Here is a 24556-nt window from a genome sequence, read left to right as displayed (position 1 = left end):
TAACTTCAGTCGGGCTACGCCCTCCTTCAGTTACCCTAATTCTTTGCTTGAACTAAAACATTAATTCATATATTTGGTGACACTTCTAAAGAGTTTTTAGCAGTGTCATTTCTATTGTGTTATTACATTTGCCACAGCATAAAATCAATATTGTTGTTAAAAATCTCATTATTTAATATATTTACTGCCGAATCTCAATTAAATAAATATAAGCTGCCGGAGTACCATGTCCTCACTAAAATTTCTATTGCTGTTTCTGACAGTATTGCTGTTCATCCCCGCTAACGCCCAAAAACCATACGACGGGCCCATCCCCACTTTTGTGCAAAAAGAGAATAAATGGATTTATCGGGACAAAGAGGGTGAGAGGGTTATTAAAGATAAATTCGATGAAGCCTGGTTTTTTCAGGAAGGGCTTGCTGTGGTAAAACAGTTTGGTACATACAAATATATCGACTTGACGGGTAAACCTGTCCTCAATAACTCGTATGAGGTCGCCGGTGACTTTAGTGAAGGGCGAGCGATGGTAAAATTGGCGAATACAGGTCGTTTTTACATCAACAAAAAAGGGGAGAGAGTCTGCGAAAAGGAATATCAGACTCTTGGAAAGTTCCAGAACGGAGTCGGAATCGGATACAGGGATATCAGATATTACCTGATTGATGGCACCGGAAAAGAGATTGCCGGTCCCTTCGACTATGTGGAGGGGTTCAGGGAGGGGATGTCATGGTTCAGCATTAACGGGCAATTCGGATTCGTGAATAACAAGGGTGAGATTGCGATAAAACCGGTTTACATGAACGCACGCAGTTTTATCGATGGCTGTGCCTGGGTGCAAAAACAGGACGGGACTTACTGCCTGATCGATATCAAAGGGAAGGAGGTAACGCCTGCAAAGAAATATGTAAATCCGATACGGTTTCCGTATCAAACAAAGTATCTGATTGAAGAGACGAAGGAGGGTTCCACTGTAAAATCGAGGGAAGGGAAGGTTCTTCTTAAAACAAAATACAGGATCATCCGCTGGCTGCAGAAAGACTTTTTTGTGCACAACGACGGCAAAGGCGGTGGTGAAGGGGTGATAGATATCAAAGGGAAGGAAGTGATAAAAGCCGGCTGGACAAGTATTAACGAGTCGAAAGGTGATTTTGTAATCGTACAGAAGAACAACAAATACGGCATATACGGACCGGATGGGAAGGAAATCATTCCGGCAAAGTACGACTTTTCCTGGACCACCTCGGTTGGCACATTTATGAAAGATGGGAACAAATATTTCCTCTACAATGACAAGCAGAAGGCACTTGGCAAAAGGGTTTATCACAGGTTTCCTGATCTCCCCTGGCAGTTCACGATTCCGGAGGGATTTGGATTCGTCCAGGTAAACACCATGAAATTTTTTATAGATACTGACGGGAAAGAATATATCGTCAGGGATGTGTACCTTGAAAATTACAAGGGACCAAACGGAAAGATCGCACTTAAAGATGCCTACACAGGGGACTTGTACTCCGATTTTGTGTATGACAAGGTCGGGATAAAGGGGGAAGAGATGCTCCCGGTAATGAAAGACGGGAAATGGGGCTTCTACAGTCTGGAAACCTATAAAGAAACCGTACCATTCATTTATGATGAGGTTGGAGTGTATTCGTTTTCACACGGCCTCTGCCCTGTTAAGCAGAACGGCAAATGGGGTTATATCGATAAAACCGGTGCGACAAAGATTCCATTTAAGTTCGACGAAGCGAATACCTTCAACTCCGGAGAGGCGATAGTAAAAATCGGTAAGAAGAAATACACCATCGATCTGCAGGGAAAAGTTTTAAGTGAGGATAACTATTACTCTGATCCCTGGGCAGAAAGGCCGGAGTTCAACGGCAACACACTTTCAGGCAGTTACAATCTGGAATACTCCCATGTAATCGATTCACCCTATTCCATTCCGGTGAAGGGCCAGCAATCACAGGAACTTGACGATCCTGTTTCAATTACAGTTACACAAAACAGCATTTCAACCCGTTACTACCATTTTACCGTGGAGAGCAGCGGAAAATTCAATGGACAGCGTGTTTACAATCTCAAGAGAAACTCAGGCAACAATACCTATTTGATGTTCGTTTTCTTTGACAACAATGAAGACAAGTGTGCATTCATGACCCGTGACGGGATGGTTGTGTATTCGACTGTGCCAATTCAGTTCGGAAAATAATGGTTGCTTCACCGGGTACTTGACAAATAGAAAATATTTGTTATATTTCCGTTGCCCGGAAATTTTTTGGGCAGAAGGAGCACACCATGAAACAGCTAAGATTAGTTTTTTTGGCTGTTGTGTTTTCCGCCTTTAATATTGTCTCACAACAGCTTCCGTCAATCCCTGTCATTAGCGGACAGGTGAACCACTTCAGACTCCACACAGAGCAAAGCCAATTCACAGATATTGCGAAGTTAATCTCTGATCAGGTATACCGCCATTCCTTCAGGGGAGAGCGGGTTCCCGAAAAATCGACTTCATTTATCATCTATCTGCCCCTGGAAGTCACAGTAAATCTGAAGAGCGGGACAAATGAAAAATATTTTTTTATCTACAACAGCGCGGGTCACCCTACAGGTGAGTTATATCAAACATATCAGAACAATGCCTGGGTAAATCATACACAATACACATTTACAAACAATTCTGCAGGCTACAGGCTTACCTCTTTCCAACAACAATGGCTAAACAACGCCTGGTTAAATCACTATTATGATACATACATCTACGACAGCCAAAACCATCTTACTGAGTTGACATCACAAACCTGGATTAATTCTGCCTGGGTCAATCAAAACAAAATGACAACGGTTTGGAGCACCTCCGGTAATCCTCTGATAATGACTTACTACAACTGGTTGAACAACGCATGGGAATATCAGATGAGGTTCACCTACACCTACAATTCCTACGGGAAGCCCCTGACCATGCTGATGGAGAACTGGATAAACAACCAATGGGCACCACTTCACCGAAGTCTTTACTCCTACTCAGCCAGTGGTCATCCGATGATGCTCCAGGTGGAGCACTATGAAAACTCCATGTGGATACCCGATCACCGAAGCCAGTACACCTGCAACGGTTCAGGTTGCATCATCACCGAGCTACAGGAGAGTTATGACGGCTCTGTCTGGCTAAGTGATGCTCTTTACAGCAACACATATAATGCTGCCGGATATCAGACTGTTCAGGTAATGCAACTCTGGAGCAACAACGCCTGGGAAAACAGTTCAAAAATCACCTGGGGAAGAACGCAATGGGGAAGTGTCGTCTCATTTCTTCTTCAGGGATCTGACGGAAATGTATGGTACGATCAGGAGAAGTCAGACTACACATATGATGACCACGGGAACGGTCTGACGGGTGCAGGTTTCAAATGGCAAGCCAATGCCTGGGTTGAAAGTGACATGTTTCTTGAGATGTCATATAATGGAAGCGTGGGTGATGGTGGTTACTACGGTTACACATACTCAGCCGTTTATCAGTCTTTCACTGATATCAATGATCCTTCGCCGGCTCCTGAGACTTTCAAACTGTATCAAAACTTCCCGAATCCATTTAATCCTCTGACCGTTCTTCGATATGAACTTCCTGTCGCCGGAAATGTTACGATGACGGTTTACAATTCTCTCGGAAATAAGGTGAAGGAAATCCTGAATACTGAAATGCCTGCAGGAAACCATGAGATGGTGTTTGATGGTGAAAATCTTCCATCAGGAGCTTATTTCCTGCGGATGGATGCAGCCGGATTTTCAAAAACAATCAAACTGTTGCTTGTGAAATAGAATTGCACGAATACAAATCGCGGGGTTGAAGAGGCAGCGGATATCTCTTCTTCCCCCTGATTTGTGAAAAATTTTCGGATTATCTGATCAGTAACATCTTCTTTGTCAGTTTCCGCCCGCCGGAACTGAGGGTGTAGAGGTACACTCCCGAGGAGAGTTCTGCTGCATCGAATTTTACCGAATGGACACCCGTCTCACGGAATTCATCCATTAGAACCATAACCTTTTCTCCCTTCGTGTCAGACACTTCCAGTTTTACATTTCCCTCGACAGGTAACGCAAAACGGATGACTGTCTCCGGGTTGAAAGGATTTGGGTAATTCTGCTCGAGTGTAAAATCAGATATGTTTTCGGAGGAAATTTCGATGGTGTTTGAGTGAATAAATGATCCGTCACCGTCAATTTGTTTAAGGCGGTAGAGATATTTTTCTCCCGGTGCGATGGAATGATCCTCGAACGAGTAGTATTTTGGTGAGTTGCTGGTACCGTATCCTTCGATGAAGATGATCTTTGACCAGTCAGATTCAACAGTTTTTCTTTCCACTTCGAAACCGTTGTTGTCGATCTCAGTGGCTGTTTGCCAGTTGAGATGGATATCTTCATCGTGAAATCTCCCGGAGAAAGAGACGAGCTCCACTGGAAGCGGGTTATCAGAGTCGGTGAATTTAGCGATGCGCTTGGCAGTTGCAGCGCCGTCATAAGTGATAAAAACACCTGCAACAAGAAAGCCTTGAGAATTCCATGATGGAATAATAACATAAGCTGCATCGTCCAGCCCGGTACCTAAAGAGGTCCAGCCGGTTCCATCCCATTTGGCAACCGAGACTGAGGAGAGCCCCCCGGCAGTAAAGAAGTTGCCTGCCACATATACATAATTGTTGATTAGACAAATGCTGAATACGGAGTTATCCACTCCCAAGCCCAGTGAATTCCAGGAGGAACCATTCCATCTTGCAATGTGATTCGCACCAATACCACCGGCAGCAGTAAATGTACCACCTGCGTACAAATTGGAACCCGAGATCTTTATATCACTGACCGAATTATTCATACCGCTACCGAGGGGAGACCACGAAGCGCCGTCCCACCGGGCAATGTAGTTCGCTGAAGTTGTGCCCGACAGAGTAAATTCTCCGCCGGCATAAATGTCACTTCCGGATGCTGCCAGAGCATATATGGTGCTGTTTAGACCATTTCCAAGAGCCGACCAGGAAGTGCCGTCCCACCTGGCTATCATTTTTGCAGGATTACCAACTCCACCGGCAGTATTGAAAGAACCGCCGACATATAACGAGCCATCTACCCAGATAAGGTCGTACCCGGTGCCCTGAATCCCCCCTCCAAGACTGCTCCAAAGCGAGCCGTTCCATTTTGCCACTGCCTGGGTTGTTATTCCACCAATTACCGTAAATCCACCGCATACATACAGGTTCACTCCATCAGTGGCAATCGCCTGAACGCTGGAGTTTGCCCCCGACCCAAGCGCTGACCATGAAGTCCCGTTCCATTTTGCGATATTGCTTGCAACTACACCATCGATCGAAGTAAAAACACCTCCCACATATGTGTCAGATCCGACAATACAGAGGGATGTAACCACTACAGAGGAGTTGCTGGCATCGAAGTGGTGGTTTGTAAACTGGAAGATTGTACCATTCCAGGTTGCGAGGTTGTAAGTGAAATCTCCTCCTGCCATAAGTTGAGAGGGTGTAAATGCAATGGCATGTACATGGTTTGCCAGTCCGGTTCCAAGCGCTGACCATGAAGTCCCGTTCCATTTTGCAATATTGTTTGCAGCTACGCCGCCCACACTTGCGAACTGCCCTCCAGCATACAGATCGGTACCGTCAGTGGCAAGTGAATAAACCCAACCCGAGGCGCCTGAACTTAAGGAAGTCCATGCACTGCCGTTCCATTGTGCAACATAATTCACCGTGGTAGAGCCTGACATACTAAAAGTTCCACCCGCATAGAGTATGCCGCTCAAATAGACGAGTGAAGTCGGCGTGTTGTTAAAACCGTCTCCCATGGCACTCCACCCTGAAGTGGGGTTCCATTTTGCGATCCTGACTGCGGGGATTGAATTTACTTGTGAAAAAGAGCCTGCAACATAAAGATCTGTTGCAGAGAAGGTCATGGCTGTAACGACAGCATTTACTCCGTTATCAACACCTTCCCATGCCGATCCACTCCACCTTGCAATCTTGTTTAACGGTGTGGCACCCGAACCCGTAAATTCCCCGCCTGCGTAGAGTGAGGAATTGAATATTGTCAGGCAATTAACATAACTGTTAAGTCCGGAACCCATTGCCGACCAGGAAGTTCCGTCCCATTTGGCAATTCTGCTTGCTGACATCCCCCCGGCAGTGGTAAATCCACCCCCGCAGTACAAATATGTACCATCATGGGCGAGTGCTCTAATGAGGGAGTTCGTCCCGGTGCCCAGTCTGCTCCAGCTCGAACCGTTCCACATCGCAACATTTTTACAGACAAGACTTCCTATTGCCTCAAACTGACCACCAACATAGATATTGCTTCCTACTACCAGAATTGCGTTTATCAGTATTGATGTCTGGCTTCCCTCCACACCGGTTCCACTGCTGAAATTGCTCCACTCTATAGCTGAAGAGGGAGACTCGATCGGGGAGTTATTTGTAAAATGCGGTTTGCCGGTTTCATCAAGTTTCATTGTGTATCCTGAAACGCTAAACGAGCCATTCTGCCCGCTTTTTATTGAACCGTCAGAATTCAAAACTACGCCGAGTCCTTCACCGGCTGAATTCTGAGAAAAGGAACTGCCGACAGCAAAGATCACAAGGATGGAAATCCTGATCAATTGTCGTGTCATGGAGACTCCATTTTTAAATCTTTTTGCTTTCAAAAAAGTATGTTTATTTGAGAAGGAGGTACAAACTCGCATCGGGCGGCTTGCCTCAGGCAGGTTATTTCGGTAAGGTTTTGCTAAAAACGGGAGGGAACCGTTTTCATGCCCGTAACTTAAACATAATTTTAGAGAAAGTCAATAGTCAGGGTAAATTTTTGTCACTTTAAAATATTAGTGTATATTCGCCCGAAAATTTGGAAAGTTTGTTCATTCATTTTTTTACAAATCCGGATCAATAGCCGTATGAAAAAATCGATTCTAATAGCGTTTATGTTTTTTCTGCCTTCACTTTATTCACAGATTCCTGCAGAACTCTTCTTCGGAGATAAAAAAGCAACCCTGGATGTTCTTTTTTTCAAACCTTTCAGAGATTCGGATGGGAAAAACAGTGACTGGGTTCTGTTCAATCGTGGAAAGGTTACCCTCGACTATAAAATGACTCCCGATGACAACAAACCCTTCTTTGTTGCGATGCAGGCGGTAAGCTACAGTCCCCCTTCACTTGGCGGTTTCGGACCTGTTGCGGTCTCGCTGATTACGAATGACGGAATGTACCCGAAACTCGGGATGCAGTATGTGAAAGGGACGAGCGATTTTTTGTTTTTCGGCTGGCTGATTTGTGAGACACTTAAAGATCCTGATGTCGACTTGTACCTGTTTGCAAGATACACACCGTTGATCTCGGGAAACACAAGGCTGTTTACGCAGATTGAGACAAACAGTGCTTTCCCTGCATGGGCAGGTGGCGAACCTTCACTATTCCAGTGTCTCCGTCTGGGTCTGATGTGGAATGGATTCCAGACCGGTCTTGCTCTTGACCTTACCCAAAAGGGTAAAGGGGAGATAAAAACCACAGAAAATTCTGGTATTTTTGTCAGATACGAGTTTTAACAGGAAAGTTACTAAAAGTAGTATCTCCAGTCGAATGCCAGTCTGAAGCCGAAATACCAGATATTTTCGAGCTCGGGTTGAATAATATCGACCTTTTCTACCAGTTCAAGATCGTAAGGGATATCCACTCCTCCGTAGAACTGGATAAACAACTTCGAACTCTGATCGGCAGCAAATGATCTGAAGGGCCGGTATTCGAGTATGGGGAGTTCTATTCTCGTTGATTTGTACGAAAAGAGAGCAAAACCACTTTCATTGGAAGGGGTGGTAACCCGTTGATAGAAGACATCCCGGTCATTAAGACCAAAAAGCTGAACGCTGATTTCCCTTCCGAGGATAAACTGAAATCTTCCGACAGAAGTTGAAATTCCTGCCTGCCATGGTATAAATCCACCATTTGCCGCAAAAGCAGCCATCTTTTCCAGTGTCTGCGGAGCAATAAAGGAAAGAATTGGCGTGGAAAGGATGAGATCACCGGGAATAAGAAAGAATGGACACCTCAGCTTGAAGTTCCAGGATGTTCTTGCCGGTATGGATGAGAGTAGGTTTCCGTAAGCCTTGGTTTCGGGGAGATTAACAATCCCGGATGAAGCTCCGCTTTCCCTCTTGATTCCGATTCCGAGAAATGCAAGACCATCACTCGATTCACTCAGCACATCATCGAGCCCTACTCCAAGCTTAATAACAGCGTCGACACCCGAGATTGCACCGGGGAAATCCTGATCCTTTCCAAAACCGCGGGAAATCGCAGTCCCCGAGAGAGATGCTGCCAGCCCTGCAAAAAATCCGAGTTCCGCCCTGAATCGAGGCAGTTCACCCAGTCCCCGGCTAAGTGCAGGAACTGTTGTCCCTGAAAGAAGAGGCATCAGCATGGCAGTAACAGTGGAATCGATGGTGAATTCGGGCATGAAATTGACTTTTGAAATGTCGAAATCGCCGGGTGCGAAGATGTCCTGGTTTTCCACAGGAGCCGCGCTAAAGGTCAGCCCGTCTGAAAAAGAGTTGAGCATCTGTTCGAGACTCAGTTTCACGAATTCTGCGGTTCTCGCAACATCTTCATCCCTCATCCAGGCATCACCGACCACAATAATCGGTTCACCCGCCCAAGTGGTTGTCTGTATCCCGTGCTCGTTGTAGTAATCATGCGATCCTTTTTTCTGGGAGGGGGCGCCCCATACACCGGCTGCATGACCCGCTGCGGTAAAATCTTCGAGGAAATGAAGTGCGAATGCTTCATCTGCCAGGGCAGAGATCACAAGCTTTGTTCTTTGATCGGGGCTCAGTCCGGCGGAAGAGTAAAAAGAAGCTTTGTAAAGTGCGAGACTATGGTAGTATATGTATACACCAAGTGCATTCAGGTCGGCACCCGGTTTTATGCAGAAAGCCATATACTCGCTTAAAGACTGCGTCATGCTTTGCAGAGAACGAAGAAAATGAACATCGTTGTGCCCCGCCCTTGCAGCATATTCGGGATCGGCTCTCTGAAGCATTAGGTCTGAATTCCGTAAAGCATTCAGGAGGTCTTCCCTTGACCGGGCACTGGCTATTTCCGATTTCAGTTCATTTGCAATCTCGATGACGCCGTTTATCCATGAAGTGTGCAAAACAATGTTAAGCATGTCCCTCGCCGAGACGGAATGATCTCCGCTGATGGCGGGAAATGCTGCGAAATCGACCAGGGTTCCCGGGTAAATAGCTGCATCATAAATCAGGGATGATGAGAGCCTGGTTTCTGAGCCCGTTCTTGCAATTATCCAGAGGTCCTCAAAAAGTTTTCTCTGTACGGCGGAAAGCCTCTCGACCCCCGCTCGTGTAATCTCACGGTGCTCAGGGAATATCCAGCCGTATGATACACTGCAATATGAGGAAATAAAAAGAATCAGAAGGGAAAGGAGTTTGAAGCTATTCATCTTCAACAGATCTATTGCAACGAACTGATTTGCTTGGTGGTTTTCGATCTGCCCACAAACATACCGATTCCGTCACCGAGGATATTCCATCTCACGGAAGTGGACGGCTGCCCAAATACAGCATCTGAGAGTTTGCTTGAACCTTTGGTTTTATAATAATCGTAAAAGGAGCCGTCATAAACATAAATACCGACTCCGAGGTCCTGAGGACGGGCGAGATAAGAGGGTGTTATTTCTGCCGATTGTGCCTGAATAGTTGTTGTATTTACATTGGGAAGCATCTTCGCAACCACATTGTATTTATTGTCCTCGGTGTAAATCTGTCCTGTTTGAGTAAAAGCCAGCCATGTAACAGCGTAAGCCTCGTCACCCCTCGGTGTAATATCGGCACTCATCACCTTAATTGATTTACCTGTGTCGTTCACGGAATTGAGAAGGAAAACACCACCGATGGTTCCCGCTTCAGGTATTTTTGTGACCGCACCTGCCGAAAGGTTTTCCCAGGAAACCAGCAATTCATAGGTTTTCCCAGCCCTTGCCTTCACCCCATTGGGCGCAGAGTACAACCCGTCGCGGGTATGCCTGAGGATATAGCGAAGAGTATCGACCTTAATGGAGACAACGGCATTAGTCAGGTTCGCAAAATCACCTCTGAACGGTACTGCCACAGGGAGCGTTCTTCCAATGTAAATATCTTTTATGTCCTGCCCGTCTTCCAGCAATCCTCTTATCACGAGTTTCATTTCATAAGGGAACTCCTCTTCTCCCACCACCTGTTCGCAACCCGTTAGTAGAAAAGATGTAAAGATGAGCCCCAACAACCAAATCCGGGTACCAAAAAATTCATAACTCATAACTCATAACTCATAATTTAAAAGTGTACTTTTATCCCGATTGACGGCAAAAACGGATAGAGGGTAAACTGCTTCAGCACAGGTGTTTTTATTCCGGTTGCTTCATCTGTTTTATACCCGACATATTTGGAGAACGCATTGAATCTGTTGTAAACATTGTAGATATTCAGAGACAGTTCGATTTTTGTGTTATTCCACATAATCAGCCAGTTTGCACTAAGGTCGAGTTTGTGGAAAGCAGGGAGTCTGAAAGCGTCCCTTGCTGAATACTCATAAAATATCTCCTGCGGATTATCTTTTGGATTGCTCATATTCAGGAAGGAATATTGCATAATCGGGAGGGGGAAAGCCTTCCCGGTCGAGTAGTTCCAGGTAGCTGCAAAAGTAAGAACCTCAGATGGCTGCCAGCTTAGAACAATCGAAATATCGTGTCGTCTGTCAAACTGCGGGTAAAAGGGTTCGCTACGGTTGAGATCGTCAAAATATCTTTTTGTCCAGGAGAGGGTATATCCGAACCACCCGGTTATGGTGCCGATTCTTTTGTTGAAGAACATTTCCAGTCCCCAGGCTTCACCTCTTCCTGCGGTAAGCTGTTTTTCGTAGTTGGAAGTGTAGGCAAAGTTGGCATCCTCTCTGTATTCGTAGAGATTTGCAAGATCTTTATAGTATCCTTCAAGGGTAAAAAGGAAAGTTTTGTCGGCACTCGTGGCTTCGAAACCGACTGCCCCCTGCATCGACTTGGCAGGTTTTACAACAGGTGTCGAGGGGAACCAGACATCGGTTGGCAGATACACATCATTCCTTGCGAGGAGGTGAATCGGCTGGTTTGCCATCGAGAAGGCACCGCGAAGAATCAGCCTGTCATACAAATACCAGGTGAGTGAAAGCCGCGGCTCCCATCCGTAAAGTTTTCCTTCGTTAAAATAGTAGAAACGCATCCCGACATTTGCCTTGAGCTCGTCAAGTATGGTGATCTCATCCTGTGCAAAAAGAGCAACTTCGAGGGCTTTGTAGCTTCTTCCGAGATTTACGGCATACTTCAGTTCGTTGGTATAGAAGTCACTGGTCAGCACTTCAAAATTGTGATATGTAACCTCGGCACCCATCTGAAGTATGTTGCTTTGGTTGAGGAAAACCTGAATGTCGGTTTTCAGTTGAAAATCGTTCACAAAAGAGGAGGTAAAAAAGTCGAGGGCATCCTTCTTTGTGGGGTTTTTATCCTTCATCGCGGTTTTGAAATCGTAGTAGGTATAAACCATGGAGGTGCTGGTAAAGATTTGCGATGTGTATATCTTTGTCCAGGTAAGGTTGAGGGTCGAGTTTTTCCAACCGATATCAAACCCGATATCCTTGCTCGATGGTGGTTCCGTAAGCCGGTCGCTGCTGAAGAACCCCGTAACAAATAGTTTATCGGTTTCAGAAAGTTTGTAGTGAATCTTTCCGTTTGCATCGTAAAAACCGTATCTCGGAAACTTGTCAGCCTGCGGAACAAGTGAAAGAAGCTTGTCGAGGTACATCACTCTTGCAGATAGGATGTAGGTCGCCTTCTCGTTCAAAGGACCTTCCACGGTGAAACGGCTGCTTATATTTGAGAAGTTGAAAGTGCCCAGAAACTTTTCGGAAGAACCCTCCCTCGTGGTTACATCGAGAACGCTCGAGAGTCTGCCCCCGTATTGTGCAGGGAAAGCCCCCTTTATCAGTTTAATATTCTGAATTGCATCAGAATTGAATGTGCTCGCAAATCCGCCGAGGTGAGAGGGGTTATATACCTGAACACCATCAATAAGGGTGAGAGTCTGGTCGGCGGAACTTCCTCTTACATATATACCTGCCGAAAGCTCATTGGAATTGGAGACACCCGGAAGAAGTTGCAGTGCCCTGAAGATGTCGGTTTCTCCTCCGAAAGAAGGAAGTGTCTGAATCAGTTCGGGGTCGAGTTCAACAGTACCCGAAGTGTTCGCAAAATCCTCATATTTTTCCGCAAACACCTTCACTTCGCTCAAGAGAATTGAAGATTTGTTGAGGTTTATATCGAGACGGATATTCTGGTTTGCGCCGGTAATATCAAGTGTTGCCTTCCAGGGTTCAAAACCGAGTGAACCTGAAAAAATGTAGTACTTCCCCTCAGGTATGGAGGGAAGGGAATAGAAGCCGAATTTGTTTGAGGCAACAGATCTAAGGGGGTTTCCCGTTTTCAGGGAATCTTTGTAAAGGGCGACATAGGCACCAATCAGCACTTCCCCGCTGCCTGCCTCGGCTATGACTCCGGAAAGAGTGTAACTCCTCCCTTGTGGAAAAACTGCGGTCGCCATAAGAAGTACAGCAAAAAGCGTGAAAATTATTCGCATTTAGTGGAGATTATCTTAAATTTGATACAGTATTTAAATTTTCTTTGCTTTTGTGGCAACGGACTCTCAAATAATAATAAATATACTCAGTAAAAATAAACAGTTTTGAAAAATTTGAACAAAGTATTCTTCTTTCTTTTCATTTATTTCTCGATAAATTGCATGGCACAGCCCGGAATCAGACTTCAGGGCTCCGCTGCAATCCCCTCTGGACAACTGGAGAACCATGTTGATGCCGGTTTTGGCGGGAACATCAGCTTCAATCTGCCCGCTTTTCTCCCTGGTTTCGAGTTTACTCTGACTACAGGATATTACTACTGTGGACTGAAAGAAGACCTCCCCGGCTACAGCTTCAACTTCAAGTCGGTACCTCTTACTGCGGGTGTTCGTTATCTTTTTGGTGAGGGAAATGAAATTACTCCCTACATTGGAGTGGAAGGCGGCGCCTATTTTACCGAGTATTTTTTGGAGGTTGACTACGGTCTTCTCGGAAAACCGGTGGAAATAACCAGGGAAATCACCCCCGGTATTGCACCCGAAGCGGGGTTCAGAATCTACATCGCCCCGGGCCTCGATCTCGATGTAAATGCCCGCTACAACAGAATCAGAACAAAGTATGTATCCCGTGCATACATCGCTCTGCAATCCGGTTTCAGAATAAAGTTTTAAGTGGAGAAACTGATGAATAAACTTCTTTTATTTTGCTTTTTATCAGCTTCATTTCTCTTTGGTCAGACAAACTGGATTTGGCAGAATCCCCTTCCCGTCGGGAAAAACCTCAATGCGGGTCAGGCTTTCGATGCACAAAACTGCATCGCAGCAGGAAACACAGGTGCATTTCTTACCACAACAGATGGCGGAGCCTCGTGGAAACTGATAAACACAGGAACCGACAACGATATCCTCTCCCTCTCTTTTAAAGACAGATTGACCGGAATACTCGGCTGCGGACAGGGTTTGATAATGAAGACCACGGATGGCGGAAACAGCTTCACAAAGATTACCGTTGATTCTGTCCGCGATGTAAAAGCAGTTCAGTTCCTTCCATCGGGGAAGGTATGGGCAGCCGGCAACAAAGGATTGCTCTTTTTCTCTCAGGATAACGGTTCCACATGGACAAAAAAATCGTTTGACACAGTATCCGCTGCGGGAATCTTCTTTTTCGAAAACGGAAAGGGATTCATTGCCGGCGAGTCGGGCACGATTTTCCGAACCCTCGATGGTGGCAACAGTTGGACCAAAACAAGAGAGAACACCAATCAGACTATATCAAGCATCGCTTTTTCATCCGACCTGAACGGACTTGCACTCGGAAGAAGCGGCCTGACTCTTAAAACGACTGACGGCGGGATAACATGGGTAGAGTCAAATTCCGGACTCTTTGGATGGATAAAGTCATTTTCCTTCCTTCCCCAAAACAAGCTGATTGCCACGGGTTCACCCGGTTTGATCTTCGAAAGCACTGACAACGGTACTTCCTGGAGAAAAACAAGCGACAGTTCAAAATTCAGTTTCAATTTTTCCGCTTTTGCCGGAAATTCAGGCTGGATCTTCGGGAACAACGGATTGATAATGCACACAACCGATGCAGGTTCAAACTGGGAATTTCAGTCGGAAGGTTCCGAAAACACAATAAATTCCATTGAATTTCTCGATCCAATGATCGGTACAGCAGTTGGTGACAGCGGACTGATTCTTAGAACCGAGGACGGCGGCGATACATGGGTAAGGCAGTTTACTCAGTATAAAACCAATCTGAACGACCTCTTTTTCCTCGATACAATCAGAGGCTGGATTGTCGGTGACGACGGCACAATCCTGCAGACTCTGGATGCCGGCCAGTCGTGGCAAAAACACGACCTCGCCCACATCACTTCTGACGACATCTATGCCATTGAAGGGACCAAACTTTCCAACAAGGCTACGGGACAAAACGGAGCCTACCTTGTCTCCCAAAACGCCCCTACGGGAGCTGTTTGGGGAAGAGGTGGTGCACCTCTCAAAACTTACAGAGGTATCATAACCCTCTCTGCCAGATCTGCATCTCTCGTCGGTGATCAGGGAGCCATTATCAGACTCACTTCCGCTCCCGGCGGTGGTGGTGTGATTGATCAGTCAATCGACTCGCGGTTCGATCTCCGTGACATTTATTTCCCACCCGGTGGTAAAGGCTGGATCGTCGGAAAATATGGAATTGTCCTCAGATCATCCAATTCGGGATCATCCTGGAGCATTATCGATACACTCCCCGTGACATGGCTGAATTCAGTCTATTTTTACGACACCCTGAACGGTTATACTGTCGGATCGTATGGCAGCCTCTATAAAACAGGGGACGGCGGCTACAACTGGACGAAAGTCCATACCGGTGTGACCAACACATTTAAAAAATCATTCTTTTTCGATAAAAACAACGGCTGGCTTGTCGGCACCTACGGACTTCTCATGAAAACCGTAAATGGTGGGGGAACAGGAACTCCGACAGGCATCAGGGAAGAGAATCTGACTCCCAAAAGTCCGGTTCTGCATCAGAATTACCCGAATCCGTTTAATCCCTCCACAGCGATTACTTTTGATGTACCCGCTGCGGGACAATACAGACTCTCAATCTTCGATCTTCTCGGAAAGGAGATAGAAGTGCCACTGGACGGTATGCTCCAGCCGGGAAGCCATTTCGTCTTCTTCGACGGAGCAAATTATGCCTCGGGCGTCTATTTCTACCGCCTCTCGGGGAATGGCTTCCACATCAGCCGGAAGATGGTATTGATTAAATAGAACTTTAGAATTTCAGAACCTCAGTACCTCAGTAGTTCCGGGGTTCTGAAGTACCGAATCTCTCCCTCAAACATTCTTTTCTTTAATACGAATTTTTTTATTAATTTGAGTTTGAGTAAATCTTTTTTTATTTGATTCATTTTCAAGTTTTGCGGTATGCCAAATATTCTATTAGTTGAAGACAACAAGGAAAACAGAGATGTGATGGCACATTTCCTTAAAAAGATCGGTACTGTTACTACTGCAGCGGACGGACCGACCTCTGTTGAATTGTGCAGGAATGATAAATTCAACCTCATTCTGATGGATATTAATCTCGGTTTGGGGATGAATGGAATAGAGGCTACGAAACGGATCAGACAGATTGACGGTTATTCAGACACACCGATAATTGCAGTTACAGCTTATGCCATGGCAGGGGACAGGGAAACCTTCATGAAAATAGGATGTACTCACTACATTTCAAAACCCTTCACAAAAAAAGAGTTTATTTCCCTCGTTGAAGAGGTTTTAGGTACTACACAGCCGGGAAACGGATAAACTCCATCGCCTCTTTGTAGACCATATCCACACTCAACTCCCTGATACACTTGTATTTCAGGTCTTCTCTTCTGCATTCCAAAGGCTTCGGCGAATAGAAAAAGCATGGTGCACACTCAAGGTTGAGGCTCACGATTTTGTGTTCAGTCTTCCATGGATGGATGTAATTGACATTTGTGGGACCAATCAGAGCCATAACCTTCACACCCATTGCAGATGAGACATGCATCAGGCTTGAGTCGTTGGTGATAAAAAGGTCACATTTCTTTATGAGGGCTGCCGACTGACTGAGGTTTTTAGACTGCGGCTCATGAAAAACACCCTCCCCGGCAAGTTTTTTTATATTTTCCCTCAATTCCTTCTCCTCGGGACCGCCAAAAAGGATCAGCTCAAATCCGTGTCTCTCTTTTAACATTTTTCCAAGAGCAGCAAATTTTTCGGGCTCCCATCTTCTGTTGATGTGATTCTTCAGAGTGGCACATCCCGGATGAAAACCGATTTTTGTTACTCCCTCCTTCAGGGATTTGTTGCAAAAACCGTCGGCGAATGCCATGTCTTCATCGTTTAATGGAAAAACGAGCGGATATAATGGCGCCTCGGAGAGTGAAAACATCTCTTTTACGAGTTTGACATTCTCCTCCACATTGTGAAGGGAGTCGTCTTCCTTTATGCGGACATTATTAAGCCACCCAAGGTTTGAAGTGTCTGCTCTTAAGTACTCGACCTGCCCCCTCTTTTTCGCACCGAAAAGCCACTGGATACCGTTATATTCTTTTCTGTTTGAAGGATAAACGCTTATCGAGTGAGTATATTTACCTCTTTTCCCGAGAACAAACTTGAGGGACCTTACTGCTCCCTCTGCCATAAAGTCGAAATGAATCACCTCGTCAAAAAGCCCTGTCCTGTCATAGATGTTTTTTACACCGGTGAACATTACAAGAGCGTCAATTTTTGCGTTGGGAAATTTTTCGCGAAGCAGTTTCGCAGCAGGGGTAAACATGAGGGCATCACCGATGCCGGAGAGAGCGAGAATTAATATTTGCATGAAGTGTATATTAATCCGGGGGAAGAATGAAAGGAGTGAAACCTTCCATTCTTCCCTCAGGAAACTTATTTTTTAACTGTGGAGTCTTTTTTTACAGTATCCGTCGCCGGAGCTTTTCCGGTGAGGATGGCGTTAAATTTGTCTCTTTGTGCTTTTACATCAGGATTATTTGGATAATACCTGTCGAGCAGATCAACGAGTTTAAGGGCTTTATCTGCCTGTCTGGTTGTCTCGTAGTAGTCCAAAAGAATTGTAACTGTGGAAACATCCATCGTAAGAATCTGAGGATTGTTGTTTAGCACAGCGAGTGCTTCGGGTTCAAGAGCCTCCATCATTTTTGTGTAGGTGGTCATGTCGCCGAGCCTTCTGTAAAGATTGGCAAGATCAGCACGGTAACGGTAGTCGAGACCTGTTCTTGCGAGCGGCATCTTTGCTTCCATCATGTTCAGCACTTTGAGGGCAGTTGCATTATCCTTCTTTTCAATCATATAATAATTGGAAAGACGGAGGAAAGCATTTCTGTAGTTCAGTGTCATTCTCTTGTGGTTTTCATCGAGGAAAACTGAATTGTCGGCAATGCCTCTGAACTTGAAGCCCGGTTTGTAGTTCGGACTGTAGTCATTAGGCTCTTCCATGATCTGCTTCCAGAGGACTTTTTCGTTAACGCCGTCTTTTCCTCTCGGGATTTCGAAAGGCATCAGTCTGAAAGCCATTCCTTCAAGATAGAGGAATTTCTGAAGGCCGATTTTGGTATCGTCGCTGCAGGTTGTCGAGTAGTAAACGGGTCTGTCCCAGTTGTTGTTTTGGATAATCTGCATTACGACAAAATCCTGAACACGGGCATAAGTCTGTGTCTGCTGCCCCTCGCCGGTTTTGGGGAGGTCGGGATTCCAGACAAGTTTGGGCTGATACGAAGTGGAGTCCACCAGACCGGTACTTAATTTGGCAAAGACATCCTTTGGAACCTCGAGTGTATACTGCGGAGCCTCGTAGAGTGTCGGCCTCAGTCTTTCAATCTCTTCATCAGAGAATTTCATTGTAACTTTTGGGGTGCCGTAAGGTTCCTGGTTTTTCAGTTGCTTGATGTACCATTCTGTATTAGCGAGAGAGAGGTTCACAATTCTAATATCGCGTCTAACTCCCTCCACATCCTGCAGATACCAGAGAGGGAATGTGTCGTTGTCACCATTTGTAAAAAGGATCGAGTTTGGTGCACAACTTTGCAGGAGGTTGTAGGCATAATCCCATGGAATCCAGTTGTTCGATCTGTCATGTGTGTAAAGATTTGCCGAATACATTCTCACGGGTACAAAGAAAATGCCAAGCACAAGAACGGTGTAACCCAGAACCATGCCAAGACTGTTTTCTTTCAGTTTGTTATAAACCAGTGTAGCAAGTTCCTTCACCCCGATACCTATCCACAACGAAAAGACGAGGAAGGCACCTACATAGAAGTAGTCCCTTTCCCTTGGTTGAGGTTGCTGCTGATTCTGGTAATAGGCTGTGAGATAGCCCATGAAAATAAACAGAACCAGATAGACCATCGCCATTTTCTTGTCACGCCGGAAGTGGAGGAAAACCCCGACAAGTCCGAGTATAAAAGGAATGCCAAAGAGCGAGTCTTTTATATCCCCCTTAAAATCCACACTGAAGGGTTTGCCGATTATTTCACCGACGCCGTTAAACGGAGCAATGTTGCTTCCTGCATCCTGATCCCATGACTCTCTTCCGGCATAATTCCAAAGGAGGTAGCGGGTCATCATGTGATTCATCTGGTAGGAGTAGAGGAAGTGAAGGTCGGATGAGTAGTTAGTAAAAACGCCCGTCTGATGCGGTTCGTTCGAAAATCTTCTTTTGAATGTCGGGAAATCACCGTATTGTTCACGGTTGAGATACTTCACCAGTTCAGGGAATGTATCAGGTTCATTCTCGTTCATCGGTGGTGTTGCGTTCGATCTGATAATAACCTGTGTGTAGGTGGTAAACCCGAGGAACACAAATATGGCTGCAAGTCCAACGAGGTGAAGTGTGGCTTTGTTGTTCTTGTGCGCATAATAGACGATGCCTCCAAAAATTCCGAGGAAAGCCGCTACAAAGAGGAGTTCACCGGCTAGAGACTGTCCGCCAATTGACGACATGATCGACGGGAGAATCTTTACCACACCGGGATAAGTCAAGCCAAGTGCTATACCGCCAACGATGAATGAAAAATAGATGGAATTTCTTGTGAGCAGTTTCTTGTAGAAACCCGCCATGATACCAACTGATATGAGGAAAATCAGGATTTTGAAAGTGCCGTCGAATGATTTATACTGATCGGGAGTAGGAGGTGTAGTCGAGGTTTGGTTCAACCATAATCCGGCTGCAACAACGAGAATCACGGCGGCATGAATAAGGAAATATTTTACCGAAGTGTTGTATTCCTCTTCGTCCTTCATATACTTTTTGAAGAGCACTATCATTACGACAGGTATCATCGCCAGCACGCTCATGAGATGAATACCTGTTGAAAGACCGATTATATAACAGATGAGAAGCAGATATTTCTCATTCCCCGGCTCTTCCGATTTTTCGTTCCACAACATGATGAGATACATGATTGCAGCGTAGGTGACTGTACTTGCGGCATAAACCTCCGCTTCAACTCCGTTGAACCAGAAAGTATCGCTGAATGAGAAAGAAAGTGCACCAATGGCAGCAGCTATTACAGTCGAAAGTGTCTCAAAAAGGTTTTTTGCAATTTTTGCTCTGTAATTTTCAACCACTTTTACAATTATGAGGTAGAGAAAAAGAATTGAAAGCGCACTCGAGAGTACGGAAACCATGTTTACCCTGAATCCGACATTCTCGGCAAAAGGGATCATGGAGAAAACTCTTCCTATCAGAAGGAATAAGGGGGCTCCCGGCGGGTGGGGCACCTGCAGAGAATAAGAGGCCGCTATAAACTCACCACAGTCCCAAAAGGAGACTGACGGTTGTACCGTTGAAAGCAGCACTAAAAACGAAATTAAAAAAACTATCGCCGCCGTTATGCGGTTAATTAACTTAAAATCCATTCATTCCTCTATTAATCGTTCACTTCTTTGTTGTCTTCCTGTCGTGGTTTGAACAGGTTGTTAAACGCACTTCTGTCCCTTTTGACTTCATATTTCGCAACAAGTTCCCTGAGCCGTTTCATCGAGAGGGTATCGAACTCCTCTTCGTCTTTGTGTCTCTTCTCGAACATTTTTAATTCCTCAAGTTCTTTGGGCAACAACTTTGCCTTCAGCTTGCGGATTTGTTCCATCAGGTTCTTTTGTTCACGAAATAGTGACATGTGCCTTTAAAAAATTGTTTAAGCTTTAAATATAACTATTTTCAAAATGTTAACGATGCGCAAAATTTATTCCTGTTCCTTCATTCTGACCGCTTTTGCGAATATTTTGTAGGGTGCAATATTGGAGAGGGAGGTCAGAAATGCGGTTGCCCGGGGGAATTTTATCATTCTCTTCCCTTTGGCAACTCCCTTTAGAATTATAAGGGCAGCCTCTTCCGCAGATATCATAAACGGCATTGGAAACCTGTTTTTGTCGGTCATTGGTGTTTTTACGAATCCGGGTTTCGCCGTAATCACCTTTAACCCGAGAGGTTCGGTTTTTATGGCAAGGCTCTCCGCAAAAATTGTTGCCGCCGCTTTCGAAGCGGAATAGGCGGCGCTTTGGGGGTATCCTCTTCCATCGGCAAGGGAGGAGACTATCACGAACGAACCGTTTCCCCTCTCCAGAAATGGTGCGAGGAGGGGATGGACAAAGTTGACCACACCGAAAAAATTGATCTCCATCATTGCCCGGGTGGCTTCCTCACTGAGAATCGTATATTTCTCCCCGAGACTTACCCCGGCATTCAGCAATACAATGTCGGGAAGACCAAACCTTGCCTCCACTTCCTTCAGCAGCGAGGTCACCTGCTCCCTGTTCGAAACATCGCAGGAAGAAATAATCAGATTCTCCCTCCCCGAAAATCCTGCTGCATATTCCTCAACGAGCTCCTTCCTTCGCGCAACCAGCACAAGACGGCAGTCGATCCCGAGCAGTTTTGTTGCAATTTCCTTCCCTATCCCGGTGGAAGCTCCGGTAAGTATTATCGTTTTGTTTTTGTAAAAATTTTCAAAATTCATCGTTTTTTCAAAAAAATTATTAATCGAAGGGTAAATTACTCGAAAGAGAAAAATTCTTTTCCACCGAAATTAATAAACTTTTTTGTTTGGTACGAAATTTGTTATATTTTTGGTAAAATTTTCAGAAAGTTTTATTGAATGTTTTATCAGATCGACAATGTTTTAATAAATACAGAAATTGCCACGGCACATTTTGCCTGTGACCTCGCTAAATGCAAAGGCGGATGCTGCACTTTTGAAGGAGATTACGGCGCACCACTTCTTCATTCTGAACTCGATCTGTTAAGACAGAATCTCCCTCTCATTATCGATATCATCCCCGAAGAACACAGGAAGGTGATCGAAACCGACGGCTTCTTCGACGACATCGACGATGAGTATTACACAAAAAGCTACAACCGAAAAGCGTGTGTATTTGTTTATTACGACGGCGACATCGCAAAGTGCTCCCTTGAAAAAGTTTTTTATGAAGGAAAAACAGAATTCAAAAAGCCAATCTCCTGCCACCTCTTTCCGATCAGAATTTCCTCGTTTGGTGGTGATATTCTTCGATATGAAAGGTTCGGCGACTGTCAGCCCGCTGTCGAAAAAGGGAACAGTGAAAAAGTCCGGATGGTATCGTTTCTTGAAGAACCGCTCACCAGAAAATATGGACAGAAATGGTATAATGCATTAGAAAGACTTACAGACTGATATGTTATCGATTCAACAAAAACTGACTCAAACCCAAAGGCTCACCCCGCAGCAAATTCAATATCAGAAATTGCTGCAATTGAACAACCTTGCCCTCGAACAACGAATTAAGGAAGAGCTCGAACTTAACCCCCTGCTCGAAGAGGAACTCGACCTCAAGCAAGTCGAAAATGACGATGACAACATCGGAGAGGATGAAAGTTTCGAGGAAGATAACGAGTTTACTGTAGAAGATTACATGAACGACGAGGATTACTTCGATGATCCTTCATATCAGGATAACAGGGAAGAAACATTCCGTCCCGTGGCAAAAGCGAGAGAATCGTTCTCGGAACACATTCTTCAGCAGCTCTATATGCTCGACATTTCCGAAGATCTTACCATTCTCGGTGAGGAAATAATCGGTAACCTCGACAACGACGGCTATCTCGGCAGAGGACTCGATGAAATACTGAACGATCTGGAGACATTTCAGCATGTAAAAGTCTCCCCCGAAGACGCTGAATCACTCCTGAAAACAATTCAGTCTTTCGATCCCGCAGGAATCGCCTCAAGAGACCTCCGCGAATGTCTCTTGGCGCAGCTTCATACTCTTTCCTATGATCCCTATTACTCGTATCTCGCTGAAATACTCCTGAAGGAGCACTATGACTGGTTTCTGAAAAAGCATTACAACAAGATCCGCGATGCGATGAAGCTAAGCGAGGATACATTTAATTCTGTAATTCAACTCATCACAAGACTGAACCCCAAACCGGGTTTTGGTAAGATCGAGAATTATGAACTGAATCAGATTACCCCCGATTTCATCCTCGAAGAAGTGGATGGGGGATTCAGAATTACGCTGAACGACAAGTCGCTTCCCACCGTCACCTTAAGCAAAACCTATCTCGAAATGTTCTCGGAGAACAAGGCGAAACGCAACACCAGTGAACGGGAAAAACAGACTTACAAATTTCTGAAGGAAAAATTCGAGTCAGCACGCTGGTTTCTCGCCTGCATAGAACAAAGAAGAGACACGATGCTCAAGGTGATGCAGTCAATTGCAGAACGGCAGCAGGACTTTTTCAGAAGAGCCGCAATGAAACCACTCCGTTACAAGGATGTGGCGGCAGACATTAATATGGATATCTCAACCATCAGCCGCGTCGTAAATGGAAAATTCGTTCAAAGCCGGCAGGGAATTCACGAACTGAAATTCTTCTTCTCCGAAGGAATAATGAACGATGAAGGAGAGGAAATTTCCAACAAGGAAATCAGGGAAAGAATACGACACTTCGTCGAAGCTGAAGACAAAACCGCCCCACTTAGCGACGACAGACTCGCCGACCTCCTGAAACAGGACGGGCTGCAGGTTGCCAGAAGAACGGTAACCAAATACCGCGAATCACTTAAAATACCGGTTGCCCGCTTCAGAAAAAAGCTATGACACTCCTCGTCGACACGGCGGTTACGGTCCTTTGGTTTTCATTGTTTGCACTCGTTCATTCGATAACCGCATCAAGATCTGTAAAGCTGGCAGTCGCACATTCATTTCCGGGTTTCATGCCGTGGTACCGGCTTTCATACAATGCTCTCTCTCTCGTGACCCTCTACTTTTTCTATTCATATTCTCCAAAAAATGGATATACACTCTACGATCTTCCAACTCCTCTCGATCTGATTTTTGCCTCCATCCAGTTTGGAAGTGTACTCGGACTTGCCTGGACCTTCAAATCAATCTCAGGGAGTGAATTCATGGGATTTTCACAAATAATCCGCCGCAGGAGAAATGAATACCGGGCACTCGAAGACCTCGACGAAAAATATACCCTCCGGATTGAGGGTCCCTATAAATTCAGCAGACACCCCATATATCTCTTTTCGATAATATTCCTTCTTTTCCGCCCCCAGATGCACCTCGACTACTTCATTATGATCATCCTTTTCATCGCATATTTCTTCATCGGCTCAATCTTCGAAGAGAAAAAACTCGTCACACAGTTCGGAGAAGAATACATCCAATACCAAAAAACCACCGGCAGAATTTTTCCAAGGCTTTTTAAGGGGACGCAGATAAAAAAAGTTTGAAGTCAGAAGTATGATGTTTGAAACTTATGTTTTGGAAAAGGAGCGACAATCGTCTCGATTGTCCTATCGACAAACCTCCGTTTCACCAAAACATGAAATCATCATTCCCACTTAATAAATCAAAAATTTTCAACTATTTATTAAAATCAAAACTCAAATATTGTTTTTCTTTCTACGAACATAAATCCCTCTTCGAGGGAAATTGAATTTGGATAATGGTAGCTTGCTACGAACATTCCACTCGCCCAGACGAGTTTTTGTGGAAATGGGATTAATTTTTTTGCTACGAACATTTGACCCCGCTTCGGAGGTATTCGGTATAAGAGATTAGGTATCAAATATTTTTTTTTGGTGAAATAGAGGTTGGTCGGTGGGACAATCGAGACGATTGTCGCTCCTTTTCCAAAATTCAGGTCAGCTCATAGCTCAAAGTTAATAGCTCATAGTTGTTATGTTAAAAAGCAATAGGAGCACCCAAGTTTTCTTCATTTTCTGCACAAATTTCGTTTATATATTCGCTTTGTCCTCTTAGTTACCGAAAGGGTGGACATAGAATCTCCATGAGGGTGTCAAG

18 protein-coding genes are annotated in these 24556 nt (G+C 45.1%); 9 read left to right on the top strand and 9 right to left on the bottom strand.

What is annotated here, in order from left to right:
• Positions 1-226 precede the first annotated feature (226 nt).
• Together LCH52_16725 and LCH52_16720 are read left to right on the top strand one after the other, a co-directional pair.
• A complete protein-coding gene (locus LCH52_16725; protein ID MCA0390135.1) occupies positions 227-2209 on the top strand; it encodes a WG repeat-containing protein in 1983 nt (660 codons plus the stop codon).
• 86 nt (positions 2210-2295) lie between these two features.
• Positions 2296-3816, top strand: a complete 1521-nt coding sequence (locus tag LCH52_16720) for a T9SS type A sorting domain-containing protein (protein ID MCA0390134.1) — start codon at positions 2296-2298, stop codon at positions 3814-3816.
• 79 nt (positions 3817-3895) lie between these two features.
• Here the strand turns inward: LCH52_16720 and LCH52_16715 are convergent, their stop codons facing one another.
• A complete protein-coding gene (locus LCH52_16715; GenBank protein MCA0390133.1) occupies positions 3896-6664 on the bottom strand; it encodes a T9SS type A sorting domain-containing protein in 2769 nt (922 codons plus the stop codon).
• Positions 6665-6943: 279 nt separating this feature from the next.
• Here LCH52_16715 and LCH52_16710 point away from each other — a divergent pair, with 279 nt between their 5' ends.
• Positions 6944-7591, top strand: coding sequence for a hypothetical protein (locus tag LCH52_16710; GenBank protein MCA0390132.1), 648 nt, complete (start codon positions 6944-6946; stop codon positions 7589-7591).
• Between the two features lie 11 nt (positions 7592-7602).
• Here LCH52_16710 and LCH52_16705 read toward each other — a convergent pair whose 3' ends face one another.
• Genes LCH52_16705 through LCH52_16695 form a run of 3 tightly spaced genes read right to left on the bottom strand, consistent with a single transcriptional unit; the run spans position 7603 to position 12703 of the window.
• Positions 7603-9501, bottom strand: coding sequence for a hypothetical protein (locus LCH52_16705; protein ID MCA0390131.1), 1899 nt, complete (start codon positions 9499-9501; stop codon positions 7603-7605).
• An 11-nt stretch (positions 9502-9512) separates the two neighbouring features.
• Complete coding sequence (locus LCH52_16700; protein MCA0390130.1) at positions 9513-10355, bottom strand: DUF4249 domain-containing protein; 843 nt, start codon at positions 10353-10355, stop codon at positions 9513-9515.
• A gap of 17 nt (positions 10356-10372) precedes the next feature.
• On the bottom strand, positions 10373-12703 hold the full coding sequence (locus LCH52_16695; GenBank protein MCA0390129.1) for a TonB-dependent receptor: 2331 nt from the start codon (positions 12701-12703) through the stop codon (positions 10373-10375).
• A gap of 162 nt (positions 12704-12865) precedes the next feature.
• On the opposite strand from LCH52_16695, the gene LCH52_16690 reads away from it, so the two are divergent.
• The 3 genes from LCH52_16690 (at position 12866) to LCH52_16680 (ending at position 16018) form a co-directional block, all read left to right on the top strand.
• Complete coding sequence (locus LCH52_16690; protein MCA0390128.1) at positions 12866-13372, top strand: hypothetical protein; 507 nt, start codon at positions 12866-12868, stop codon at positions 13370-13372.
• Positions 13373-13384: 12 nt separating this feature from the next.
• Positions 13385-15478: a T9SS type A sorting domain-containing protein gene (locus tag LCH52_16685; protein ID MCA0390127.1), complete on the top strand. Its 2094-nt coding sequence runs from the start codon at positions 13385-13387 to the stop codon at positions 15476-15478.
• Positions 15479-15634: 156 nt separating this feature from the next.
• Positions 15635-16018, top strand: coding sequence for a response regulator (locus LCH52_16680; GenBank protein MCA0390126.1), 384 nt, complete (start codon positions 15635-15637; stop codon positions 16016-16018).
• Here LCH52_16680 and LCH52_16675 read toward each other — a convergent pair.
• The 4 genes from LCH52_16675 to LCH52_16660 all read right to left on the bottom strand — a co-directional run bounded on the left by LCH52_16675 (position 15996) and on the right by LCH52_16660 (position 21219).
• Positions 15996-17063 carry a glycosyltransferase family 9 protein gene (locus LCH52_16675; protein ID MCA0390125.1) on the bottom strand — a complete coding sequence of 356 codons (1068 nt, stop codon included), beginning with the start codon at positions 17061-17063 and terminating at the stop codon, positions 15996-15998. The genes LCH52_16680 and LCH52_16675 overlap by 23 nt on opposite strands.
• Positions 17064-17128: 65 nt before the next feature.
• A complete protein-coding gene (locus LCH52_16670) occupies positions 17129-20119 on the bottom strand; it encodes a DUF2723 domain-containing protein (protein ID MCA0390124.1) in 2991 nt (996 codons plus the stop codon).
• 11 nt (positions 20120-20130) lie between these two features.
• Positions 20131-20349, bottom strand: coding sequence for a hypothetical protein (locus LCH52_16665; GenBank protein MCA0390123.1), 219 nt, complete (start codon positions 20347-20349; stop codon positions 20131-20133).
• A gap of 96 nt (positions 20350-20445) precedes the next feature.
• Positions 20446-21219: an SDR family NAD(P)-dependent oxidoreductase gene (locus LCH52_16660; protein MCA0390122.1), complete on the bottom strand. Its 774-nt coding sequence runs from the start codon at positions 21217-21219 to the stop codon at positions 20446-20448.
• 138 nt (positions 21220-21357) lie between these two features.
• Between LCH52_16660 and LCH52_16655 the strand changes: the two genes are divergently transcribed.
• The 3 genes from LCH52_16655 to LCH52_16645 are packed head-to-tail and all read left to right on the top strand — an operon-like array spanning position 21358 to position 23982.
• Positions 21358-21912, top strand: coding sequence for a DUF3109 family protein (locus tag LCH52_16655; protein ID MCA0390121.1), 555 nt, complete (start codon positions 21358-21360; stop codon positions 21910-21912).
• A gap of 1 nt (position 21913) precedes the next feature.
• Entirely contained in the window at positions 21914-23341 is a 1428-nt protein-coding gene (rpoN, locus tag LCH52_16650; protein MCA0390120.1) for an RNA polymerase factor sigma-54, read from the top strand.
• Entirely contained in the window at positions 23338-23982 is a 645-nt protein-coding gene (locus LCH52_16645; GenBank protein ID MCA0390119.1) for an isoprenylcysteine carboxylmethyltransferase family protein, read from the top strand. The genes rpoN and LCH52_16645 overlap by 4 nt, the downstream gene beginning before the upstream one ends.
• Before the next feature lie 146 nt (positions 23983-24128).
• Here the strand turns inward: LCH52_16645 and LCH52_16640 are convergent, their stop codons facing one another.
• The gene (locus LCH52_16640; GenBank protein MCA0390118.1) at positions 24129-24275 is read right to left on the bottom strand and encodes a hypothetical protein; all 147 of its coding nucleotides are present in this window, start codon (positions 24273-24275) and stop codon (positions 24129-24131) included.
• Between the last annotated feature and the right edge of the window lie 281 nt (positions 24276-24556).

Source organism: Bacteroidota bacterium, assembly GCA_020161395.1.
Lineage (GTDB): Bacteria > Bacteroidota > Ignavibacteria > Ignavibacteriales > Ignavibacteriaceae > UTCHB3.
The sequence above is the reverse complement of the archived record's forward strand: the minus strand, read 5'-3'. Positions and strand labels throughout refer to the sequence as shown.